This is a genomic window from Companilactobacillus bobalius, assembly GCF_002179915.1.
GTDB classification, from domain to species: domain Bacteria; phylum Bacillota; class Bacilli; order Lactobacillales; family Lactobacillaceae; genus Companilactobacillus; species Companilactobacillus bobalius.
Genome location: NZ_MYFM01000001.1, coordinates 43,764 through 64,755, shown reverse-complemented (window position 1 = coordinate 64,755; position 20,992 = coordinate 43,764). Strand labels below are relative to the sequence as shown.

Below are 20,992 nucleotides of genomic sequence, written 5' to 3'. Positions count from 1 at the left end.
GTAACAAAAAAGAGAAAAATAACTATTGAATTATTGACAATATTTTGTCGCATTAACTATTGGTTATGTTAAACATAACTTTTAATTAATACAAAAAATCAAATAACCAAAAAAATCTCTTAGATTTTTCAGTCTAGGAGATTTTCATTTAAGAATTTTTTTGTATAAAATCACGATACCAATAAAAACTCTTCTTTGGTATTCGCGTCAAATTTTTAGGACCATTATCATCACGATCAACGTATACAAATCCATAACGCTTTTTATACCCATTTAACCAACTCAATAAATCTGTGAAGGACCACGCACAATATCCTAATAAATCTACACCATCGGTCAAAGCACGTTGCATCTCAGTTATATGAGTTTGTAAATAATCAATCCGATATTGATCATTAACCTCATTATTACCTTCTAACTTATCGTGAGCTCCTAAACCATTTTCAGTAACCATTATTGGTAACTGATACTTTTCGTAAACTCGGCGTAAAGTTATCCTGAAACCAACTGAATCAATTTCCCATCCCCACTGTGTCTTATGCAAATAAGGATTTTCTACATTGTTAAACATTGCCATCTCTGGGGTTTGTGCTTGGGTATCTTTAGGTTGCATCAAATATGGATCAGTCTTAGAAAAATCTTTTTCATGTTGACTAGTTTTATCAGGATGTTCAATTTGATTTTGTTGGAACGTCCCCCCATGGTAGTAATTAATGCCTAAAAAGTCGGGCTTGGCAGATTTCAATAATTTCTTATCATCTAAAGTCACTTCTGGAGCAATTCCAAGATCTTTTAGATGGTTCATAACCAAAGCCGGATATGTTCCACGACAATAAACATCTAACCACCAGTTATTGTTAAAATCATCGGCATTATCCGCTGCTAAAACATCATTAGGATCCGCTGTAATTGGATAAGTCGGACCATAACCAAAACTAGGACCAATTTTACCTTGCGGAACCATTTGATGAAACAGATTAATTGCCTCAGCATTTGCGAGGTTAACGATATGATTGGCCGCATACATTCGTTTAACGTCACTAATATTAGGTGGATGTGAAGCCCATCGATATCCCATCGCTGTAAAAACATTCTGTTCATTAAAGGTTACCCAATATTTAACTCGATCCCCAAATGCTTTAAATACAGTTTGACAATATTTCTTAAATGCTTGAATGTTTTTTCTAGATTCCCATCCATTATATTTATCTTGCAAAGCTTGCGGAATGTCCCAATGATATAAAGTAACAATTGGTTCAATATGATATCTTATTAATTCATTTATTAAATTATCATAAAACTTTAAACCCTCTGAATTAATTTCACCATCACCATCGGGAATTATCCTTGACCATGCGATTGAAAAACGATAAGCCTTCAATCCCATCTCTGACATCAAACGGACATCTTCCTTATATCGATGATAATGATCAACTGCAATATCACCATTAGTTCCATTGAAAGTCTTACCGGGAATTTTGGAAAACGTATCCCAAATCGATGGCCCTTTACCGTCCTCATCAAATGCGCCCTCAATTTGATAAGCGGCTGAAGCTGCTCCCCACAAAAAATTCTTAGGAAATTTTTTTAATTTTTGATAATACATTAATTATGCTCCCTTTACAGAAGTATCAGTGTTCATTGAATCATCTGGAACCATATTTTCTTTTTCGGCTTCTTCAGCCTCTTCGACCTTTAATTCTTGACGATCTAAAACCTTAAAGAATGGATAGTAAGCAGCTACAGCAATAATCAATTCAATCAATTGCCAAACGGCAGCACGCCAATCTCCACCGGTCATAAGAAAACCACTAATAACAGTAGGTGTTGTCCAAGGAACTTGAGCAACAATCATTCCGATAACACCAAATTTCATAAGATAATATGTAATAAATTCTAGAACCATTGGTGTAACAATAAATGGAACCATCAACGTAGGATTTAAAACAACTGGTAAACCGAACATAATAGGTTCACTAATATTAAATACCGAAGGCATAAACCCTAAATTACGCATGGCCTTGTAACGTTTGCTCTTAGCAGTAAACATGCAAAGAACTAATCCTAAAATAGCACCTGTACCACCAATTGTTAGTCCAAAGTTCAAAAATCCATCAGCAGCAATATGTACTGGAGCATGACCTTTAGCTACAGCATTGATATTAGCTGTTAAGAAACTTAGAAACACTGGTGTATAGATACTTCCAATAACATTAGTACCATGAACACCGACAACCCATAATGCAACAACCAAGAAGATGGCCAATTCAATACCCCAAATGCTATCTAATCCAACAACAAGTGGTGAGAAAATCAATTGGATGACTGAATTAATATTGACATGTAATACAACTCTAACTAACCAAACAAGGAACAATGCAATTGAACCAGGAATCAATGATGAAAATGACTTGGCAACTGCAGGTGGAACTGAATCGGGTAATTCAATTGTCCAATTGCGGGCAACACAGAAACGAATAATTTCACTAGTAATAATACAAATAACAATAGCCGTAAAGATACCACCCGATCCAAGATCGGCTGGATCAATAGTCAACTTATTGTTCAACATTGCCAACAAGAATGCAACAGTAGGAATAACCGTCCCTGTCATTGTATCCAATTTATTGGCCTTAGCTGATTGATAACTAATTCCCATAGCCACGATTAAAGCTAAAATACCAAAAGTAACTGTAACGGCAGCATTCAAATAACCTGATATAGGCTTAATAAAGTCGGCCCACCAAGTAAATGGTAAGTTAGCGACAATCATAAAAATACTTCCAAAAATAGTGAATGGAATTGTAATAATCATTCCATCACGAAGAACAACCATATACTTCAGATTTCCAAATTTTGCTAAAGCTGGCAAAAATTTATTTTGGAATCCAGAAATAATACTTTTCATAAGTAACCCTCCTAGTTAGTTTTTTCATTAAAAGAACTAACTAGAATGTAACCGTTTTCTAAAGAAACGTCAAGTCCTTCTCAATAAATCTATTCGAAAAATTTGTAAATAAAAAAGACTAATATTTCAGTATCAGTCTTTTTCATCAATCACCAACCGTAGGTATAGTTCTATTTTTGAATTGTAAATTAGCATCTGGAAGTTCTAATATCTTTCTAGTTATCATCGAACATCCTCCTAATAAGCTATTACTGCCTACATTATCGGAGACCTCAATGTTAATTTCATGATCTATCACTTCTGACAATTTTTTTTCAACATACTTCATTGTTTCAGGAATGGCTTGTAATACTCGAGAGTTGATAACTACTTTTTCGGGATCAAATAACAAAAAGATATTTTGCAAAATTATAATTATACTAGTTTCAAAATTTTTCAGAACTTCTTGTACAATCTCATCACCCAAATCATACCAACGACGAATGTCAGCAATAACCACTGAAGTCTGTTTTAAATCCTGAATTTGCTTAAAAACAGCTTGATCGGAACCAACATCTTCTAATGGCAATGGACTTTTATTTCCCAAACCGTAATACTTGGCAAAACCGATTTCCCCAGCCCGACTGTTTCTTCCTGAATAAAGTTGACCATTAATAATTGAGCCAACTCCAATTTGATCAGACAAACTAAGCGCTACGGCATCCTGAATTGAAGTACCTGAAAAATCTTTTATTGCTAAAGCTGCTAGATTAGCTTCATTTTCTAGTAATACTGGTACGTTAAATCTACTTTGTAAAATTTGAACCAAATCATACTGGACCAAATCACGATTCATGGCTTTGACGATACGATTATCCTTAACTACTCCATATACCGCTACAGAAATCCCCATTAAATCAGCATTATCAATTGTAGATAATTTGATAGCTTGATACAACGCCAACAGTTGTTTAGAAGCATCTTTGCCATCAATAGGAAATTCTTGATAATTCACAATACTTCCGTCTAGCCAATTTGTCATACAACTAATCGTAGTCTGATTAATTTTTGTATTTATAGTATACCCAGCTTGAGCATTAAAATTGGTCAAAACCGGCTTGCGCCCACCACTACGAGTACTGTTTCCCTGACCAATATCATATACTAAATTATCATTGGCTAACTTAGTAAAAATGTTATAGACCGTAGATTTAGTCAGACCCAATTTCTTTGCTACATCAGCTCGAGAAGTTGGTGTCCGATTAAATACTTCACGCAATACATTCAGTTCATTTATCCTTCTAATAGTTAATCTATTCATAAATATTCCTTCTCAACGGCTTTAATATAAACAATTTAATAATCCTAGTTACATACTACATATGTATAGACCAGTCAGCAACTATTAGTAATAAAAAGACAGATTCATCCTTTAAACGAATCTGCCAATATAATTTTATTCCAAATTAAACAAAGCCTGATTATCAATTAAATCTTTTGGTATAATCTTTTCATTCTCATGTAAATATACCTTTACTTTGCCTTTAACGCCAATAGTTGACACTTTAATTTGTTGACCATCTCTTTGAACTCTAATGGAAGCTGTCTCTAATCCTTTAGAACTGACAATATTAGTTGAAACTGTTCCATTCTTAATTTGATATAAGTGAATATCGACGTCTTTTGCATAATCGTATTCAGCATGAATAGCTTTTTCATTACGCACCAAAATAGTATTTTCACGTACCAACACTGGCAAACTTAATTCATCAAATATTTCATTTAGCCATTCTCCTGATTTAGGCGATTGATAAACTTTATTATTCAACAAACTAGTCCATTTACCACCTGGTAAATAGAAATGTGCCTTTCCTTGGTCATTAAAAATGGGTGCAACTAAAATTTGGGAACCAAACATATATTGCGTAGCTAAGTCCGAAACGTTAGGATCATCCCCAAATTCCAAAAACATCGGTCTCATCAAGGGATTACCAAATTTGGCATCATAAGCAGCCTGTGTATAAAGATATGGCATCAACGATAATTTCAAGTTTACATAGCGTTTGGTGTTCTCAACAGCCTCTTGATCAAAGTTCCATGGCACACGATAAACATTACTGCCGTGGTATCGACTATGAGATGATAATAACCCAAATTGAGTCCAGCGTTTATATAGATCCGGTGTTGGTCTATCATCCCCGTCTTCAAACTCTCCAATATCATGGCTCCAGAATCCAAAACCAGATACTAAGAATGATAAGCCACCACGTAATGTATCTCGCATCGAATTGTAGTTAGATAGACAATCTCCACCCCAATGAACGGGATATGATTGTGAACCTGCTGTCGCTGAACGAGCAAAAACAACAGCCTCTTTCTTGCCCTTAACTTCAGCAATGATATCATAAACAGCCTGATTATACTGTAAAGTATAGTAATTATGTTCTTGTTGTGGATTGGATCCATCGTAAAATTTGACGTCATCAACAGGTATACGCTCACCAAAATCCGTTTTGAAACAATCTACGCCGATATCCAATAATTTTTTTAATTTATCTTGATACCATTTTTTAGCGGCTGGATTAGTGAAATCAACGAATCCATTACCAGCTTGCCACAAATCCCATTGCCAGACATCGCCATTTTGACGTTTGATCAAGTAGCCCTTTTCCTTAGCCTCTTTAAATAAAGGCGACTTCTGAGCAATATAAGGATTTAACCATACACATACTTTTATGCCACGCTCATGAATTTTTCTTAGCAAACCCTCAGGATCTGGGAATTGTTCCTTATCCCAAGCTAAAGTACACCACTCAAATCCTTTCTGCCAGAAACAATCAAAGTGAAAGACATCTAAAGGAATATTGTGCTTCTTCATTCCATCAATAAATTTAAGAACGGTTTTTTCACTATAATCCGTTGTAAATGAAGTACTCAACCAGAGACCAAACGACCATGCTGGTGGCAGATTAATTTTTCCAGTTAATTGAGTATAACGATGCAATACTTCCTTAGGTGTTGGCCCATAAATCACATAATATTGTAGAGACTGACCTTCAGTACTAAATTGCACGCGATCAACATTTTCTGATGCTACTTCAAATGAAACTCTTTGAGGTTCATCCACAAAAATACCATAGCCTTTACTGCTCAAGTAAAACGGAATATTTTTATAAGCTTGTTCACTACCAGTTCCACCATCTTGGTTCCAAGTATCTATCGACTGACCATTCTTAACGAAATTGCCAAATCTTTCTCCTAAACCATAAATTTTTTCTTCAATATCCATTGATAGCTGTTCACGCATGAAACTTTGTTTCTTATCACGATTGTATATGACCCCTTGAGCCTTTTGGACTGATTCAGTGATCAAATGACTATCGGCAGTAAATTTCATCAGAAAATCATCTTTTAACGGTAATGAGACCTTTAAATCACCGCTTTCTAGAGAGGCCATTTTATCCTTCACTTGAATGTCTACTTTGGGATTTAAATTATTGATTTTGAAACTAGGACCATGATCTTCAGAATCAAAATGTTCTAATTTTACGCCAATAACATTTTCTATAGGGGAATTCAGAGTTATAGTTGTTGCTCCTAAATTGAGTTGGTCACCCCTACTTAGAACTCTTTTAAAGGGTGCAAAAACTTTTAGATTATTCCCTTCTTTTTGTGCATCATAAGCTTCCATTGGTGAATCAATCTGATACTCTTCACGATTCATCCAATAACCATTTGTAAATTTCACTATTTACAGCCTCCTATCAAGACAATTTTAGTTAGTTTTTTTAAACAAAAAACTAACGATAACGCTTACATTATACACATGTATAACTCATTAATTCAATTCCTTAATCAAAAAAACTCACAAAATACAATATTTGTGAGTTTTGATATTTAAAATTTTTTAGAATTCATCTTTAAAGAATTTTTCCAAGAATACAGCAATACCATCTTTAGCATTTGTTTCTGTCACATAATTGGCCTGTTCTTTGATTGTACTTACACCATTACCCATGGCAACCGAATACTTAGCTTGTTGCATCATTCCTAAATCATTCATTCCATCACCAAAGACAAAAGTATGATCTGCATCAATACGTTGTTCCCACTGAACTTGTTGAATAGCAGTGGCCTTATCGGTCTTTAAAGGAATCATTTCAATATTGTCAGGACCTGATGATGATAGACGCAACTTCTTGCTGTCAGCTAATTTAGCTTTAGCTTGATTCAATTCATCCATATCCCCACGACTTAAAACAACTCCATTAGTGATTTTATCGGCCACCTGGCGTAATTCCTCTAGATTTTCGATTTCCTTATAACCAAAGGCCTCATCAAAGTTACCAGCATTCTGTGCAATGAAGTGCGGAATTTTTTCAGTGAAGTAAGCTGTCTCAGGTGTAAACAACATCATTGGCAACTTATTGACTTGCGTTATTTGATAAGCCAATTCAACCGTTTTACTGCCTAGCAAAGTCACTTCACGACCATTAATACCATCGAAAACAGCCCCATTGGAAGTAATCAAGCCAACTTCAGGATTCAACAAATTCTGAGTGATCTTAGCTAATTCATACATTCTTCCCGTAGCAATATAAAATTTAACATCATGCTTTTGCAAACGCTCAATTGTGGCTTTGGTACGAACTGAAATATGTTTATGGTCACTTGATAAGAGCGTTCCATCTAAATCCATAAATACTAAATATTTTGACATTTTAAAGTCCTCGTCTGCTTTATAAATAATTACATATTCTATTGTAGCAGACTATTGAAAACGTTTACCTGATTTTGCTGATTATTCTAATTTTAAATCGTCTTGACTAACCATTGTATCAATATTCAATTCATGAATTGAATATTCAGCCGAAATTTTTGATAACTGTTGACTAATATTTACCTTCTCCATAGTTGATTTATTCTGAAAAATATCAATTATCACCCAATGATCAGAATCAATATTACTTACAAAGCTGGCTATGGTATTTTGAGAGATGCTCTTTAAAACTTCTAACTTGCTATAATCTGTAGTTATCTCAAGTAACCGAGCAAAATACGGATTTTCATCTTTAATCTCTAACACTTGATCATTCGCATGAAGTGTCTCTAAGTTCAATTTGTGAATCTTCTTAGATTGAACCACCTTTTGAGCAAATTTGGCATAACGTTGAAATTGTGGTGAAGCGGCATGAATTTGATAACTTGCTTCATCTTGATACATTTCAAAAATATAATTAACACTACCAGCCTCATCTTCGTGTGTAGCACACATCATCAAAGTACCTGCTTCATTTCTGTGAGAAGTTATTAGATTATTCATCCCTTCTGCTAGAAAATCCTGTCTGTTCTTAGGATCAATGGTTAATTTGTACAAACTGAAAATTGGTTTCTTTAGTAATTTCACAATTATCTACCTCACTATTTTTTTAAGCTGGGTAATTTCTTGATTACTTTAGCAGGAACGCCACCCACAACACAATTATCAGGTATATCACTTACAACTACAGCTCCAGCACCAACAATCACGTTATTGCCAATATGAACGCCACCGATAATCGTCACATTACCGCCGATCCAAACATCATTACCAACTGAAATGGGTTCTGTGTGGGTAATCAAATAATGGCTACCATCCTCATGAACACCAAAACGATGATTGGCATCAATTGAATGTTCACCACAGTAAAATTTAGTATCCGGAGCCACAATGACACGATCACCCAAAGTAATTAAATTGGAATCTTGAAAGTAACAGTTACCATTGATAAAATTATCGTCGCCAAAAATGATATGTGAACCATAGATAGCACCGAATTGACCATTAATTGTTAAATTAGTTCCAACGTGTTTGAACAATGATTTCATTGTCTCATTTCTTTCTTTGACATCAGTTTGAGTATTGATCTCTTGAATCATTTTTTTACCACGTACAATCATCTGCTGTAATTCGGAATCTCGATAATCATACTCTTGTCCTGCTAATAATTTTTCATGTTCTGTCATCATAAGTTATCCCCTAACATCTCTTATTTTTTTAGCTGGTGACCCAACTACAACACTATTTGGAGCCACATCCTTAGTCACTACTGAAGCTGCTCCAACAATTGAGTTCTCTCCAATCGTCACTCCAGGAAGTACTGTGACACCAGTTCCCAACCAAACGTTCCTTTCAATATGAATTGACTTGGTAATCAAAGTTCTTCTTTCTGCAGGAGCCTCACCATGATTCACTGTAATTAGACTCACTCTCGGACCCAACTTAGCACCCTCATCAATCCAGATACCACCTAAATCCATGAAGAAACAATCTTTATTGATAAAGACATTCCCTTTAACAAAAGTATGACAGCCTAAATCAGCATTGAACGGTGCTTTAATATCACTAGTACTAGGAACTTGATAACCAAACAAGCGACTGAACAGTTCCCGACGTTCATCAATTGTATGATTTTGATAATTAATCTCATTAATTATCTGTGTATTCTTCTCTACCGTTTGATCAACCAATTTAAAATCAGCCTCGTTATAATCCAGAACTCCACCCTTTAAAGCTTTATCTAACGCATCCATTTTCTTACCTCTTTATCCTTAGGATAAGGGTAGGACGGGTATTCGTCTAATACTTATCTTGTATTTAGACAAATTCATTTTTTGAATAACAAAAAAGATTGAGACATAATTTGAATAATTACATCTCAATCTCTTATTTGATTTGTGAACGTACTTCTGATGAAAAATATAGCGAACCTGCGATTAAAAGTAACTCATTAGATTTCAAATTATCTTTTAACTCTCGATAAGCTTTACGCCAATCTGCACTTAACTTTATCCGTGGTTGCCAAGCTTTGAAATCTTCTAATCTCAAGGCTCTTTTATCATCAAAAGTGGTCAAAGTAATTTCAACATTAGGTATCTGTAATAACTCTTCCAGCATTGTTCCAATATCCTTGGTAACAATGGCCGAAAATAGTATTCTTACATGATAATCCTGATAGTCACTCAAAAGATTCTCTTTTAACCGTTTAATAGCGTGAGGATTATGGGCCCCATCCATAATTACTAATGGTTTTGAACTAATAATCTCCATTCGAGCCGGCCATCTGGTTTGCAATAAACTGTGCATAATTTGTTCTTTATCAAATGATAAATCATGCTTCTGCATATAGAGATAATACATCTCTAATGCCACAGCTGCATTTTCAACTTGTTGATGACCTATAAGTGGCGTTTCTAAGTTTTTCAATTTTATATCATGATTACGAAAATCAAATTTTTCAAACTGCTGTTCAACAAATCCCCGATAATCCGTTTGATAATCCCGTTCCCAAACATACACCGTTGAATTCTTCTTAAGTGCTTGAGTCTTAATGACTTTCAGAGCAGCTTCAGAAACATTTCCAACGACCAATGGCGTATTTTCTTTGATGATACCGGCCTTCTGATAAGCAATTTTCTCAATTGTATCCCCTAAAAAAGCAGTATGATCTAATCCAATCGTCGTAATGGCGATCAATTCTGGTTCAATAACATTTGTACTATCTAGCAGGCCACCCATACCCACTTCAATAATCGCTAAATCCACTCGTCCTTTAAAATAGTAAAATGCTAACCCAGTAAGAATTTCAAATTCAGTTATACCATAAAATTTCTTTTGATTATCCATTTGTTCAACTAACGGTTTAATCTGATTACCCAGTTTAACTAAATCAGAATTGCCAATTTCTTGTCCGTTGATCTCCACTTGTTCAGCAAAATCCTTTATGAATGGCGAATTAAAAGTACCCACCCTTAGGCCATCAGCACGTAATAAATTAGCCAAATAGCGTGTTGTCGATCCTTTTCCATTAGTACCTGCAACATGAATCGTTGGATAGGTTCGTTCAGGATTACCGAGTAGACGTAATAATTCAGTAATACGTTCTAATCCTGGACAACTGCCAAAATAACCTCGTGAAATAATCCATTCAATAACTTCTGAACCTGTTGTAAACATTTTTACCCCTTTGCCATGTAACGACTAGCAAGCATTTTTAGTGGCAGTGCCTTGCCAAAGAACATGATTGAGCCTGTTTGAATAAAGAGCATAGCAACTGCTTTGATAATTCTAGGAATCCAAAGTCCCATATTAAAGAATGGTACATGATACATGATCGATAACCATAGTGGTGTTAAGAATAAACTAATAATAATAGTATTTAGTAAAACGCAGATGAAAGTATTTTTTAAAGTAATTTCTTTTTTGTAGAAGAAAAGTCCGTATAACACACCTGAAATAAGCGCATTTAATGTAAAACCAATGAAGAAGCCGGCTTTACCAAAAAGCGTTGTTCCGACAACGTCAGCTACTACTGATGAAATTCCGGCCCAGAGTGGACCAAAAAACATTCCTAAAATGGCTTGTGGTATAAATTCAAATGAAATACGTAGAAATTGTGTTTGAATACTTAAAAAATTAGTTAAGACAATCATCATTGCCACTAAAAGACCCATTGTTGAAATTGCATAAATACTGTTTTTCTTGTTCATTTTGAGCATCTCCTCTTAGAGCTGCTACATATCTTTTATGCAGCGAATGCGAGAATAAAACCGCGAATTTACTTCTTCGTTCAAAAGCACATTCCGTCTTTTTGACACTTAACGCTTTATTCTCTACTCTGTTATCCTTTTATTTTTAAATCGTGGTATTACTATTATTTTCCTCCTTATTCATTTAACTTTTTTAATATAACGTCCAATAGCGAACACGGTCAATAGATTTTATGTATATAGTTCGTATAACACGTATCCATAAATATAAAAAAAATCGGTACAAAAATTCTAATTTCAGAATTTTCATATCGATTATTTTTCACTAAAATTTAAAATGTTAAATTCGTTAACATATTCATTTGAACTAAATGACACGGCAATATTAATGAATACAGTCTCTAATCTAATTTTCGGTATTTATACTTATTAGTATAGGCTACTTTTTTATCCTTACTTAAAACAATATCTCCAAAGCCTGGATGATGAATAGCATCTGGCAACGTCTGTAATTCCATTGCCAAACAACTATAATCATATTTTGCTGCCTTTTGAGCATCTTCAGGATTAGCGGTAAAAATAACCATACCATTACGATCCGTATACAAATCAACGGCACGTTTATCAGATTTGATTGTAGCAGCATGTCCATCAACGACAAAGGTATCGTCGTATTCATGCTTATCTAATAAGGACAATTGATCCAATCCTTTACCAATAGTCTTAAATTGCTTGAAATCATAAGGTCCTTCAGTTGGCAAATATTGTCCTGTAGGAATCTTACCATCATCAACTTCTAGGAATTTATCAGAATTTATTTGTAACTGTTGCTGACTGATATTTTCGTCATCAACATCGAAATAGACGTGACAAGTTGGATTGAACAAAGTATCGTGATCCGTATTTGCTCCATAAGTAACGTAAACTTCATCATCATCAGTCAACATATAAATAACATTGACCTCAAGTTTTCCGGGAAAGCCATCCTCGCCTCTTACAGTATGACTAAACATCACGGCCTTATTAGAAATTTGTCGGCTGGAGAAGTTTTGATACTGAAGTCCATGACTACCGCCATGTAAAAAGTTTTCACCTTCGTTTTGTTCCATTTGATAACTCGCATCATTAATCTTAAAGGTGGCATCTTTAATTCTTCCGGCTACACGTCCAATTGTTTTACCAACTTGATAAGGTGTTTTAATGTAGTCCTCCAAATTATCAAAATGCTCAATCAATGAATGTTTTTTACCATCCTCAACGACTTCAAAATTTTGCCAAGTCGCAGCATAGCTCATAATACTAATACTTGTTTGATTTTTATTAGTAATTTTATAGAGGTAAACCGGTTCAGAATCAATTTCCCCAAAAATTGTTTTTGAAACGCCCATTTTATTACCCCTCTTTTTAGTTCATTGCCTTCTTAATATTTGCTAATGTTACTTGTGACGTATCAGTGAAGTTAATATCGGCTTCATTTAAGATTCCCGGATCACCAATACCAACAGATGTTTCATGAGCACCATTAACCGATTTAATACCTGAAACAGCATCTTCAAGTCCGATACATTCTTCAGGCTTCAAGTTCAATACTTCGGCACCACGAACATAAATTTCTGGATCTGGCTTTCCATTCTTCAAAGTACTTGGATCAACTCTGGCATCAAAGTATTTTTCCAAATCCAAAGCTTGCAATACCTTAGGCGAATTCTTAGAAGACGAGGCTAATGAAATTAAGTAATTATTAGCACTTAAATCTTCAATAAATTCTTTCATACCAGGGAGAATATCCTTATCAGTCAATCCCTTTAAAAGATTCAAATAATTATCATTTTTTTCAGTAGCATACTTAACTTTTTCATCTTCAGTGTAATCGTTTTCTTTACCACCAGACTTTAAAATCAAGTTAAGTGAATCCATTCTACCAACACCCTTTAGTTGGTTAGCTAAATCCTCAGTCCATGTAACGCCCAATTTATCTGCTAATTGATGCCATGCTTTTGCATGATAGACTGATGTATTAGCGATTACACCATCTAAATCGAAGATGAAACCTTTAATTTGTTCAAATTTTACCATATCGCGTTATTAACTCCTTTGATAAAAAGATGTCTGAAATAACTTCCAGGCATCTTAAGTTTACAATTATTTTAGCATTAGTGGTTTATCGTTGACTTGAATTTGAAGTGGATCACCAGATACCAACTTGAATTCTGATCCATTTTCCTTGACGGCTACTTCGATGACACGACCTCTGAATACTTGTCTGAATGAGTAACTATTCCATTTCTTAGGTAAAAATGGCTTATAACTCAAAGTACCATCATCGTGAACACGCATGCCCGCAAATCCTTGAACCATGGCTAACCAGCCACCTGTCATTGAAGTAATATGCAAACCATCTGCAGTATCATTATTATAATTGTCTAAGTCTAGTCTAGCTGTTCTCTCATATAATGCAACCGCTTTCTGGTCATAATGTAAATCTGCGGCCAAAACAGAGTGAATTGCTGGTGAAAGACTTGATTCATGAACTGTTAATGGTTCATAGAAATCAAAGTTACGTTTCTTCTCGCGTTCTGAGAAATCATCAATAAAGTCCCAAATACCTTGAAGAACATCACCTTGCTTGATATATGGTGAACGTAGGATTTTGTCCCATGACCAATGTTGGTTGATTGGTAATTGATCACTTGGAATTGAGCTGACTGGTTCAATATCTTTGTCCAAGAAACCATCATGTTGAACAAAAATTCCAAGATCTTCATCATATGGCAAATACATTTTGTCTACAATATCTTGCCATTGATCCATTTCTTCTTTAGAAACATTCAACTTTTCAAATTGATCTTTACTTACTTCACCAAGGATTTGAAGTGTATACTTCAGAGTCCAGCGAGCCAAGAAATTTGTGTACCAGTTGTTGTCAACGTTATTTTCATATTCATCTGGTCCAGTAACACCATGAATCATATATTGTTCGTTACGTTTGCTGTAATGAACACGGTCAGCCCAGAAACGTGACATTTCAGTCAACATCTTGCTACCTTCATGAAGAACAAATGACTTATCACCTGTATAACGAGTGTAGTTATAAATAGCAAAAGCAATATCGCCGTTACGGTGGATTTCTTCAAAAGTGATTTCCCACTCGTTGTGACATTCAATACCGTTGAAAGTAACCATTGGATATAACGCACCTTTTAGTCCTTGTCTCTGGGCATTGATATAGGCACCCTTTAATTGGTTATAACGATACATTAATAGATTACGTGATACTTCTGGTTGAGAAACTCCTAGATAAACTGGAATACAGAATGCTTCGGTATCCCAATATGTAGCCCCACCATATTTTTCACCAGTGAAACCTTTTGGTCCAATGTTCAAACGTGAATCTTCACCAGAATATGTTGTGAATAGTCCAAAGAGATTGAAACGCATACCTTGTTGGGCATCAGTGTCCCCATCAATCTTAATATCAGATTGATTCCAACGATTATTCCAAACATTTTCATGTGCACTTAACAAGTCTTCATAGGAAACACCACTAACTTTAGCAGCAATACCCTCCATAGCATCTCTTAAGTCATCAATTGTTTCGTAATCACGTGATGTAACTACAGCAACACGTTTCTCAATTGTACCAACTTCATGAGCCTTCAAATCAGCTACGAAAGTCTTACTAGTTTCCAATTTATCGACTGTTTGATCGACTTCTTTAAGTCCAGTTACATAACCAACTTGCATACCTGATGTGAATCTTGGTGTACCAAAATCATTTGGCTTTGTTTTAGCAATGATACTGTTATCAGTAATTTCCAAAACTTCCCAGAAGTGTTCATCATAGTTAGCATCTTCATTCTTTACGTTAGCATCCAATGAAGAAATAACTTTAACTTCAACAGAATCATCTGACAAGTTTTCAAAGCTGACCTTTTGAACAGATAGTTCTTTTTGAGCAACACTTAAAAATCTTTCAAAATTGAATTTGACTTTAACGCCATCTTTTTCAACGATAAATGAACGCTTCAAAACGGCATTTTTCATATCAAGATCAAGTGTAAAGTCACTGATTTTATCAGTGTATAAATCCAATTTAGAACCGTTGATTAAAAAGTTCATCTTAATGAAATTAACGGCATTGATAACTTTACCAAAGTATTCTGGGTAGCCATTCTTCCACCAGCCAACACGAGTCTTATCAGGATACCATACACCAGCTAGATAGCTACCAGGAAGACTGTCGCCTGAGTAATCTTCTTCAAAATTACCACGCATTCCCATGTAACCATTACCTAAACTAGTTAAACTTTCTTGTAATCGTTTATTTTCCTTATCCAATTTGTGTGTGACTACATTCCAAGGAGCCACTTCAAATATTCTTTTCATAATCAAACCCACCATATATAAATTTATCTTTTAATTAATTTTTTCCATTACTACAACATCGTATGGCTGTAAGGTCATATTCTTGTTCAATTCAATTTCTTCATTATTAGTATTAGTTAACTTAACTTGCCATTTATTTTTGACGATCTTATTTGGCATCGTAACTTCATGTTCGTTTTGACTGAGATTACTGATGACAAGATATTCTTGTTTATCATCCTGTCTTATGTAGGAAAAGATGTCTGGATCATTATCAAGAATCAATTCAAATGTTCCATCGACAAACACTGGTTGACTCTTCCTTAAAGCAATCAATTGTTTGTAGAAGTTCAAAACTGAATCTGCATCGTTAGCTTCATCGGCCTGATTGATCGTATGATAGTTCTCATTGATTGCTAACCAAGGCTTGCTATCTGAGAAACCAGCATTGGCTTTATTAACCCATTGCATTGGTGTCCGAGCATTGTCACGTGACCAATGAGAAATGATCTTCATCGCTTCTTTTGGTGTATGTCCCTCGGCAATCTTTTGATCAACACGATCCTTTGTATCATCGTCATCCATTTGTTCAGGTTTGGTAAATGGGAAATTTGTCATCCCCAATTCCTGACCCTGATAAATAAATGGTGTTCCTCTCAACAACATGTAGGTTGCAGCGATGGCCTTAGCTGAATGTTTAGTTTCATTTCCCAAAACGGTATTGAATCTTGGATTATCGTGATTTTCAACATATAGAGCATTCCAACCACCATCAGCTAAGTCACGTTGCCATCTGGCTAGAACTTTCTTGAAGCCTAAAGGATTAATACGTTGTTCACCAGGTTTTCCTTCTTGAACATTCTGCTCAAGTTCAAAAATCATATTGATATAGCCTGAACGGTTAGGATCAGTCCAATTAATCGCTTTACGACTTGTAACCCCACTGGCTTCACCAACCGTCATAACGTTGTATTCATTGAAAATGTCACGTAATTCGGTCATGTATTTATCAATGCCTTTGACATTCATAAATGGTGCCCATGGATTATCTTTGATCTTGAAATCCCATGGTTCTTTTTGTATATGACTAATGGCATCCATTCTAAAACCATCAATACCTAAGTCAAGCCACCAACGAATCATCTTATAAATATCTTCACGTACTTTCGGATTCTTCCAATTCAAATCTGGTTGTTGAGCTGCAAAAACATGGAAATATGCTTGTTCAGTCTTAGGATCATAGGTCCAAGCTGAATGACCAGAGAAACTCTTCCAATCATTTGGCATTTTACCCGGCGTTGCATCGGCCCACAAGTAATAGTCACGATATGGATTATCCTTGCTCTTTTGCGATTCAATAAACCATGGATGCTGATCCGAGGTGTGATTAACAACTAAGTCGAGAATAACCTTAATGCCCATTTCATGAGCCTTAGTTAATAATTCTTTAAAATCATCCATCGTTCCAAATTCAGGTTCGATACTTTCATAATCAGAAATATCATAACCATTATCGACATTAGGTGACTTATAAATTGGATTGACCCAAATAAAATTAACACCCAAGTCCTTTAAATAAGGAAGTTTTTCAATGATTCCGCGGATATCACCGATACCGTCATTGTTGGAATCCTTAAAACTACGAGGATAGACCTGGTAGCCTACGGCATTTTTCCACCATGTTTGATCTGCCATTTTAGACCACTACTTTCACTGCAAATGATTCCCAAGGCTTTAATTCTAAGTCAGAAACATCGGTAATCTTATGATCGTAATTTTGAATAATTGTTTCACCAACATTAACATCTGCTAACTGTAGCTTATGTCTGTTATTAGAGAAGTTGTTGACAATCAACCATGTTTCACCTTGATACTCTCTTTCAAAGGCAAAAATTTCATCTTGTGTATCGAGTAATTTGAAATCACCCCATATCATGATTGGATTGTCTTTTCTCAACTGAATCAATTTCTTGTAAGTATAGAAGAGTGAATTCTTATCAGCTAAAGCAGCTTTAACATTGATTGACTTGTAATTAGGATTTACTCCTAACCATGGAGTTCCTGTTGTAAAGCCGGCATGTTCTGTTTCATCCCATTGAATTGGAGTTCTAGCATTATCGCGTCCCTTAGTATTGATAGACTTGATAATGTCTTCTTTCTTATAACCTTCATCAATTCTTTGAAGATACATGTTGCGACTCTCAATATCAGAAATTTCAGAAAAGTCTTTGATTGGCTTATTCGTCATACCAATTTCTTCGCCTTGGTAGATGTAAGGAGTTCCTTTCAGCATGTGTAAGAGGATGGCGAACATCTTACCGCTCTCAACACGATATTCCTTATCATTACCCCAACGAGAAATAATTCTTGGTAAATCATGATTATTCCAGAATAAAGAATTCCAACCTTGATCATCCAATTCTGTTTGCCATCTAGCTAAAACTTGTTTTAGTTCACCGACTTGTAATGGACGAAGGTCCCATTTATCTTTGCCAGGTTGTTGATCCAATCCAACTTGTTCAAATTGGAAAACCATTGATAATTCATGACGTTTAGGATCAGAATAAAGTTTAGCAATCTCCGGAGTAGCACCCCATGTTTCACCAACTGTCAGCATATCTTTACCGCCGAAAGTTGCTTTATTCATTTCTTGTAAATAATCATGAAGCTTAGGACCATTACCAGTGATCATCTTATCTGGTTGCTTACCGATTAAATCGATAACATCCATTCTGAAACCGCCAATACCTTTATCAATCCAGAAGTTCATCATTTTATATACGGCTTGACGAACTTTTTCATTTTCCCAATTCAAATCAGGTTGTTTCTTACTGAAGAGATGAAGATAATATTGACCGGTTTTCTCATCGAATTGCCAAGCTGGACCACTGAAGGTTGATTGAAGATCATTTGGTACGTCCCCATCTTTAGGATCACGCCAAATGTAGTAATCACGATAAGGATTATCTTTACTCTTCTTTGATTCGATGAACCATTTATGCTCATCAGAAGTATGATTAACGACTAAGTCCATAACAATACGGATGTTTCTCTTTTTAGCCTGATTGATCAATTCATCCATATCTGCCATCGTACCGAATTCTTGCATGATATTTTGATAATCAGAAATATCGTAACCGTTATCATCATTAGGTGAACGGTAAACTGGTGAAAGCCAAATTGCACCGATGCCCAAATCTTTTAAATAATCTAATTTACTGATGATTCCCTTAAGATCACCAACTCCATCACCATTTGAATCCTTAAAACTGCGGGGATAAACTTGATATACTGTTGTCTCTTGCCACCAATGTTTTTGCAAATTAAGCACCTCTCTATTTAACTAATGCAAATCCTTTAGGATCAACCGTTAATTCATGATTATTTTCTGTAACTAAGTTACTCAAAACTACACTCTGACTAGTTGTTACTTGTTTAGGAGCATCGCCTGCATTCAAAATAACTTTAACTTCAGTACCATTTAATTTACGACTCAAGATCAATAATCCATCATCACAAATCTTCTCCCAAACCATTTCTCCTTCAGAAAGAACCTTTTGATTATCTTTTCTAAAAGCAATCAAATGTTTAAAGAAATCATATAGATTCAAGTCTTGTTGAGATTTATCCCAAACCATACACTTACGACATTCAGGATCATTGCCGCCATCCATACCAACTTCATCACCATAATAGATACATGGCACACCTGGTTGTAAATATGTGAAAGCTAGTACTTGTTTCATTAAATCTTTATCATCATTCGTTTCAGTCAATAATCGAGCTGTATCATGTGAATCTAAAACATTGAATTGAATCTGATCTGTTTGATCACGATAGAGCATCAATTGGTCATTGATATCTGAAACCATTTTTTCAATTGGAATTTGTTTCTTAATTAAGTATTTAGAAATCGAATCAGTATAAGCATAATTCATTACAGCACTGAATTGATCTCCCTGGAGCCAACCTTGTGAGGAGTGCCAAACTTCCCCTAAAATATAGAAGTCTTTCTTAACACTGTCGCAAGTTCTTCTAAAGTCACGCCAGAATTCATGGTCAACTTCATTTGCTACATCTAATCTCCAAGCATCAATATCGAACTCTTCAATCCAATACTTAGCAATCTTCAGCAAATGCTCTTTAACTTCTGGATTGGCAGTATTCAATTTTGGCATATGTGGTGTGAAGGCAAAGGTATCGTAAGAAATATTCTTGGCCTGTTCGAAACCAACGTCCTTATATGATACTGGGAATTTGTTGATATGGAACCAGTTAGCATATTTAGAATCTTTACCATTCTTAACAACATCCAACCATTGTGATGAATTGTCCCCCATATGATTGAAAACTGCATCCAACATAACTTTAATACCACGTTTATGGCATTCTTGAACTAATTTTTTAAAAGTAGCTTTGTCGCCAAAGGCTGGATCTATTTCCATATAATCAATTGTGTCATATTTGTGATTAGACTTAGCTTTGAAGATAGGACAGAAATAGATTCCATTGACGCCCAAATCGGTTAAATGATCTAGGTGGTCGATAACACCTTGTAGATCTCCACCAAAGAAATCTGTAGCACTTGGAGTTTTAGAACCCCATGGCAAAGTATTTTCAGGATCATTAGACTTATCGCCGTTAGCAAATCTTTCTGGGAAAATCTGATACCAGACGGTCTTTTTGACCCACTCTGGTGCCTTGAAACGATCCACTTCGTGGAAATATGGCAATCTAAAGTAATTATCAGGACTATCGTAGACGCTCTTTTCAAATGAGAACACACCATGATCGCCATAGAATATGGTTATACCATCGTTACCAGTAACCTTAAATGCATAGGAAATACGTTTGAATGGCTCTGTAACCTCAATAGTCCAAAAGTCATACAAGTCCGTCGTCAAATAGCGTTTCATTGGCGTTGGTTGATCTTGCCAATGATCTGTATCTAGCGTATACGGATCACCATGAAGTAACCCTACCTCTTTGACGTCTCCGCGAGCGGTCCTTAATCTAATATGCATTAAATTATCTTTGTATAGATATGCAAATTCGCTGTCTGGGCGATGATAAATTGCTGGTGTATTCATTGAAATAACCTCTCATTTTTAAAAAATTTGAATAAAAAAAGCTCTGCATTAAATAAATTCAAGACATTCACGTATTGAGTTAATTAAATGCAGAGCCAGATAAACTATACGAATTTAGTAA

At 35.2% G+C, this 20,992-nt stretch carries 16 protein-coding genes and 1 riboswitch; all 16 genes read right to left on the bottom strand.

The genetic code is table 11. From position 1 onward, the window contains the following. Positions 1-148: 148 nt before the first annotated feature. The 16 genes from LKACC16343_RS00310 to LKACC16343_RS00235 all read right to left on the bottom strand — a co-directional run bounded on the left by LKACC16343_RS00310 (position 149) and on the right by LKACC16343_RS00235 (position 20,871). Complete coding sequence (locus tag LKACC16343_RS00310; protein ID WP_056952845.1) at positions 149-1,606, bottom strand: glycoside hydrolase family 1 protein; 1,458 nt, start codon at positions 1,604-1,606, stop codon at positions 149-151. 3 nt (positions 1,607-1,609) lie between these two features. Then, entirely contained in the window at positions 1,610-2,908 is a 1,299-nt protein-coding gene (locus tag LKACC16343_RS00305; protein WP_056952847.1) for a PTS sugar transporter subunit IIC, read from the bottom strand. Positions 2,909-3,053: 145 nt separating this feature from the next. Further along, positions 3,054-4,208, bottom strand: coding sequence for an ROK family transcriptional regulator (locus LKACC16343_RS00300; protein WP_056952849.1), 1,155 nt, complete (start codon positions 4,206-4,208; stop codon positions 3,054-3,056). 135 nt (positions 4,209-4,343) lie between these two features. Beyond that, the gene (gene yicI / locus LKACC16343_RS00295; protein WP_056952851.1) at positions 4,344-6,635 is read right to left on the bottom strand and encodes an alpha-xylosidase; all 2,292 of its coding nucleotides are present in this window, start codon (positions 6,633-6,635) and stop codon (positions 4,344-4,346) included. Between the two features lie 159 nt (positions 6,636-6,794). After that, the gene (locus tag LKACC16343_RS00290) at positions 6,795-7,607 is read right to left on the bottom strand and encodes a Cof-type HAD-IIB family hydrolase (protein WP_056952853.1); all 813 of its coding nucleotides are present in this window, start codon (positions 7,605-7,607) and stop codon (positions 6,795-6,797) included. Between the two features lie 81 nt (positions 7,608-7,688). After that, positions 7,689-8,294, bottom strand: a complete 606-nt coding sequence (locus LKACC16343_RS00285; RefSeq protein ID WP_056952854.1) for a putative quinol monooxygenase — start codon at positions 8,292-8,294, stop codon at positions 7,689-7,691. 14 nt (positions 8,295-8,308) lie between these two features. Then, positions 8,309-8,896, bottom strand: coding sequence for a maltose acetyltransferase domain-containing protein (locus LKACC16343_RS00280; protein WP_056952856.1), 588 nt, complete (start codon positions 8,894-8,896; stop codon positions 8,309-8,311). Positions 8,897-8,899: 3 nt separating this feature from the next. Then, positions 8,900-9,460, bottom strand: coding sequence for an LbetaH domain-containing protein (locus LKACC16343_RS00275; protein WP_256970538.1), 561 nt, complete (start codon positions 9,458-9,460; stop codon positions 8,900-8,902). Between the two features lie 133 nt (positions 9,461-9,593). Continuing rightward, positions 9,594-10,883 carry a bifunctional folylpolyglutamate synthase/dihydrofolate synthase gene (locus LKACC16343_RS00270; protein WP_056952858.1) on the bottom strand — a complete coding sequence of 430 codons (1,290 nt, stop codon included), beginning with the start codon at positions 10,881-10,883 and terminating at the stop codon, positions 9,594-9,596. Between the two features lie 2 nt (positions 10,884-10,885). After that, complete coding sequence (locus LKACC16343_RS00265) at positions 10,886-11,425, bottom strand: folate family ECF transporter S component (RefSeq protein WP_179207676.1); 540 nt, start codon at positions 11,423-11,425, stop codon at positions 10,886-10,888. A gap of 29 nt (positions 11,426-11,454) precedes the next feature. After that, positions 11,455-11,549, bottom strand: a riboswitch (THF riboswitch). Positions 11,550-11,817: 268 nt separating this feature from the next. Then, on the bottom strand, positions 11,818-12,804 hold the full coding sequence (locus LKACC16343_RS00260) for an aldose epimerase family protein (protein WP_056952862.1): 987 nt from the start codon (positions 12,802-12,804) through the stop codon (positions 11,818-11,820). Between the two features lie 16 nt (positions 12,805-12,820). Continuing rightward, a complete protein-coding gene (pgmB, locus tag LKACC16343_RS00255) occupies positions 12,821-13,492 on the bottom strand; it encodes a beta-phosphoglucomutase (protein WP_056952864.1) in 672 nt (223 codons plus the stop codon). A 66-nt stretch (positions 13,493-13,558) separates the two neighbouring features. Continuing rightward, positions 13,559-15,802, bottom strand: coding sequence for a glycoside hydrolase family 65 protein (locus LKACC16343_RS00250; RefSeq protein ID WP_056952866.1), 2,244 nt, complete (start codon positions 15,800-15,802; stop codon positions 13,559-13,561). A 30-nt stretch (positions 15,803-15,832) separates the two neighbouring features. Then, a complete protein-coding gene (locus LKACC16343_RS00245; protein WP_056952868.1) occupies positions 15,833-17,476 on the bottom strand; it encodes a glycoside hydrolase family 13 protein in 1,644 nt (547 codons plus the stop codon). A 1-nt stretch (position 17,477) separates the two neighbouring features. Further along, positions 17,478-19,103 carry a glycoside hydrolase family 13 protein gene (locus LKACC16343_RS00240; RefSeq protein ID WP_056952870.1) on the bottom strand — a complete coding sequence of 542 codons (1,626 nt, stop codon included), beginning with the start codon at positions 19,101-19,103 and terminating at the stop codon, positions 17,478-17,480. Positions 19,104-19,116: 13 nt separating this feature from the next. After that, positions 19,117-20,871 carry a glycoside hydrolase family 13 protein gene (locus tag LKACC16343_RS00235; RefSeq protein WP_056952872.1) on the bottom strand — a complete coding sequence of 585 codons (1,755 nt, stop codon included), beginning with the start codon at positions 20,869-20,871 and terminating at the stop codon, positions 19,117-19,119. Between the last annotated feature and the right edge of the window lie 121 nt (positions 20,872-20,992).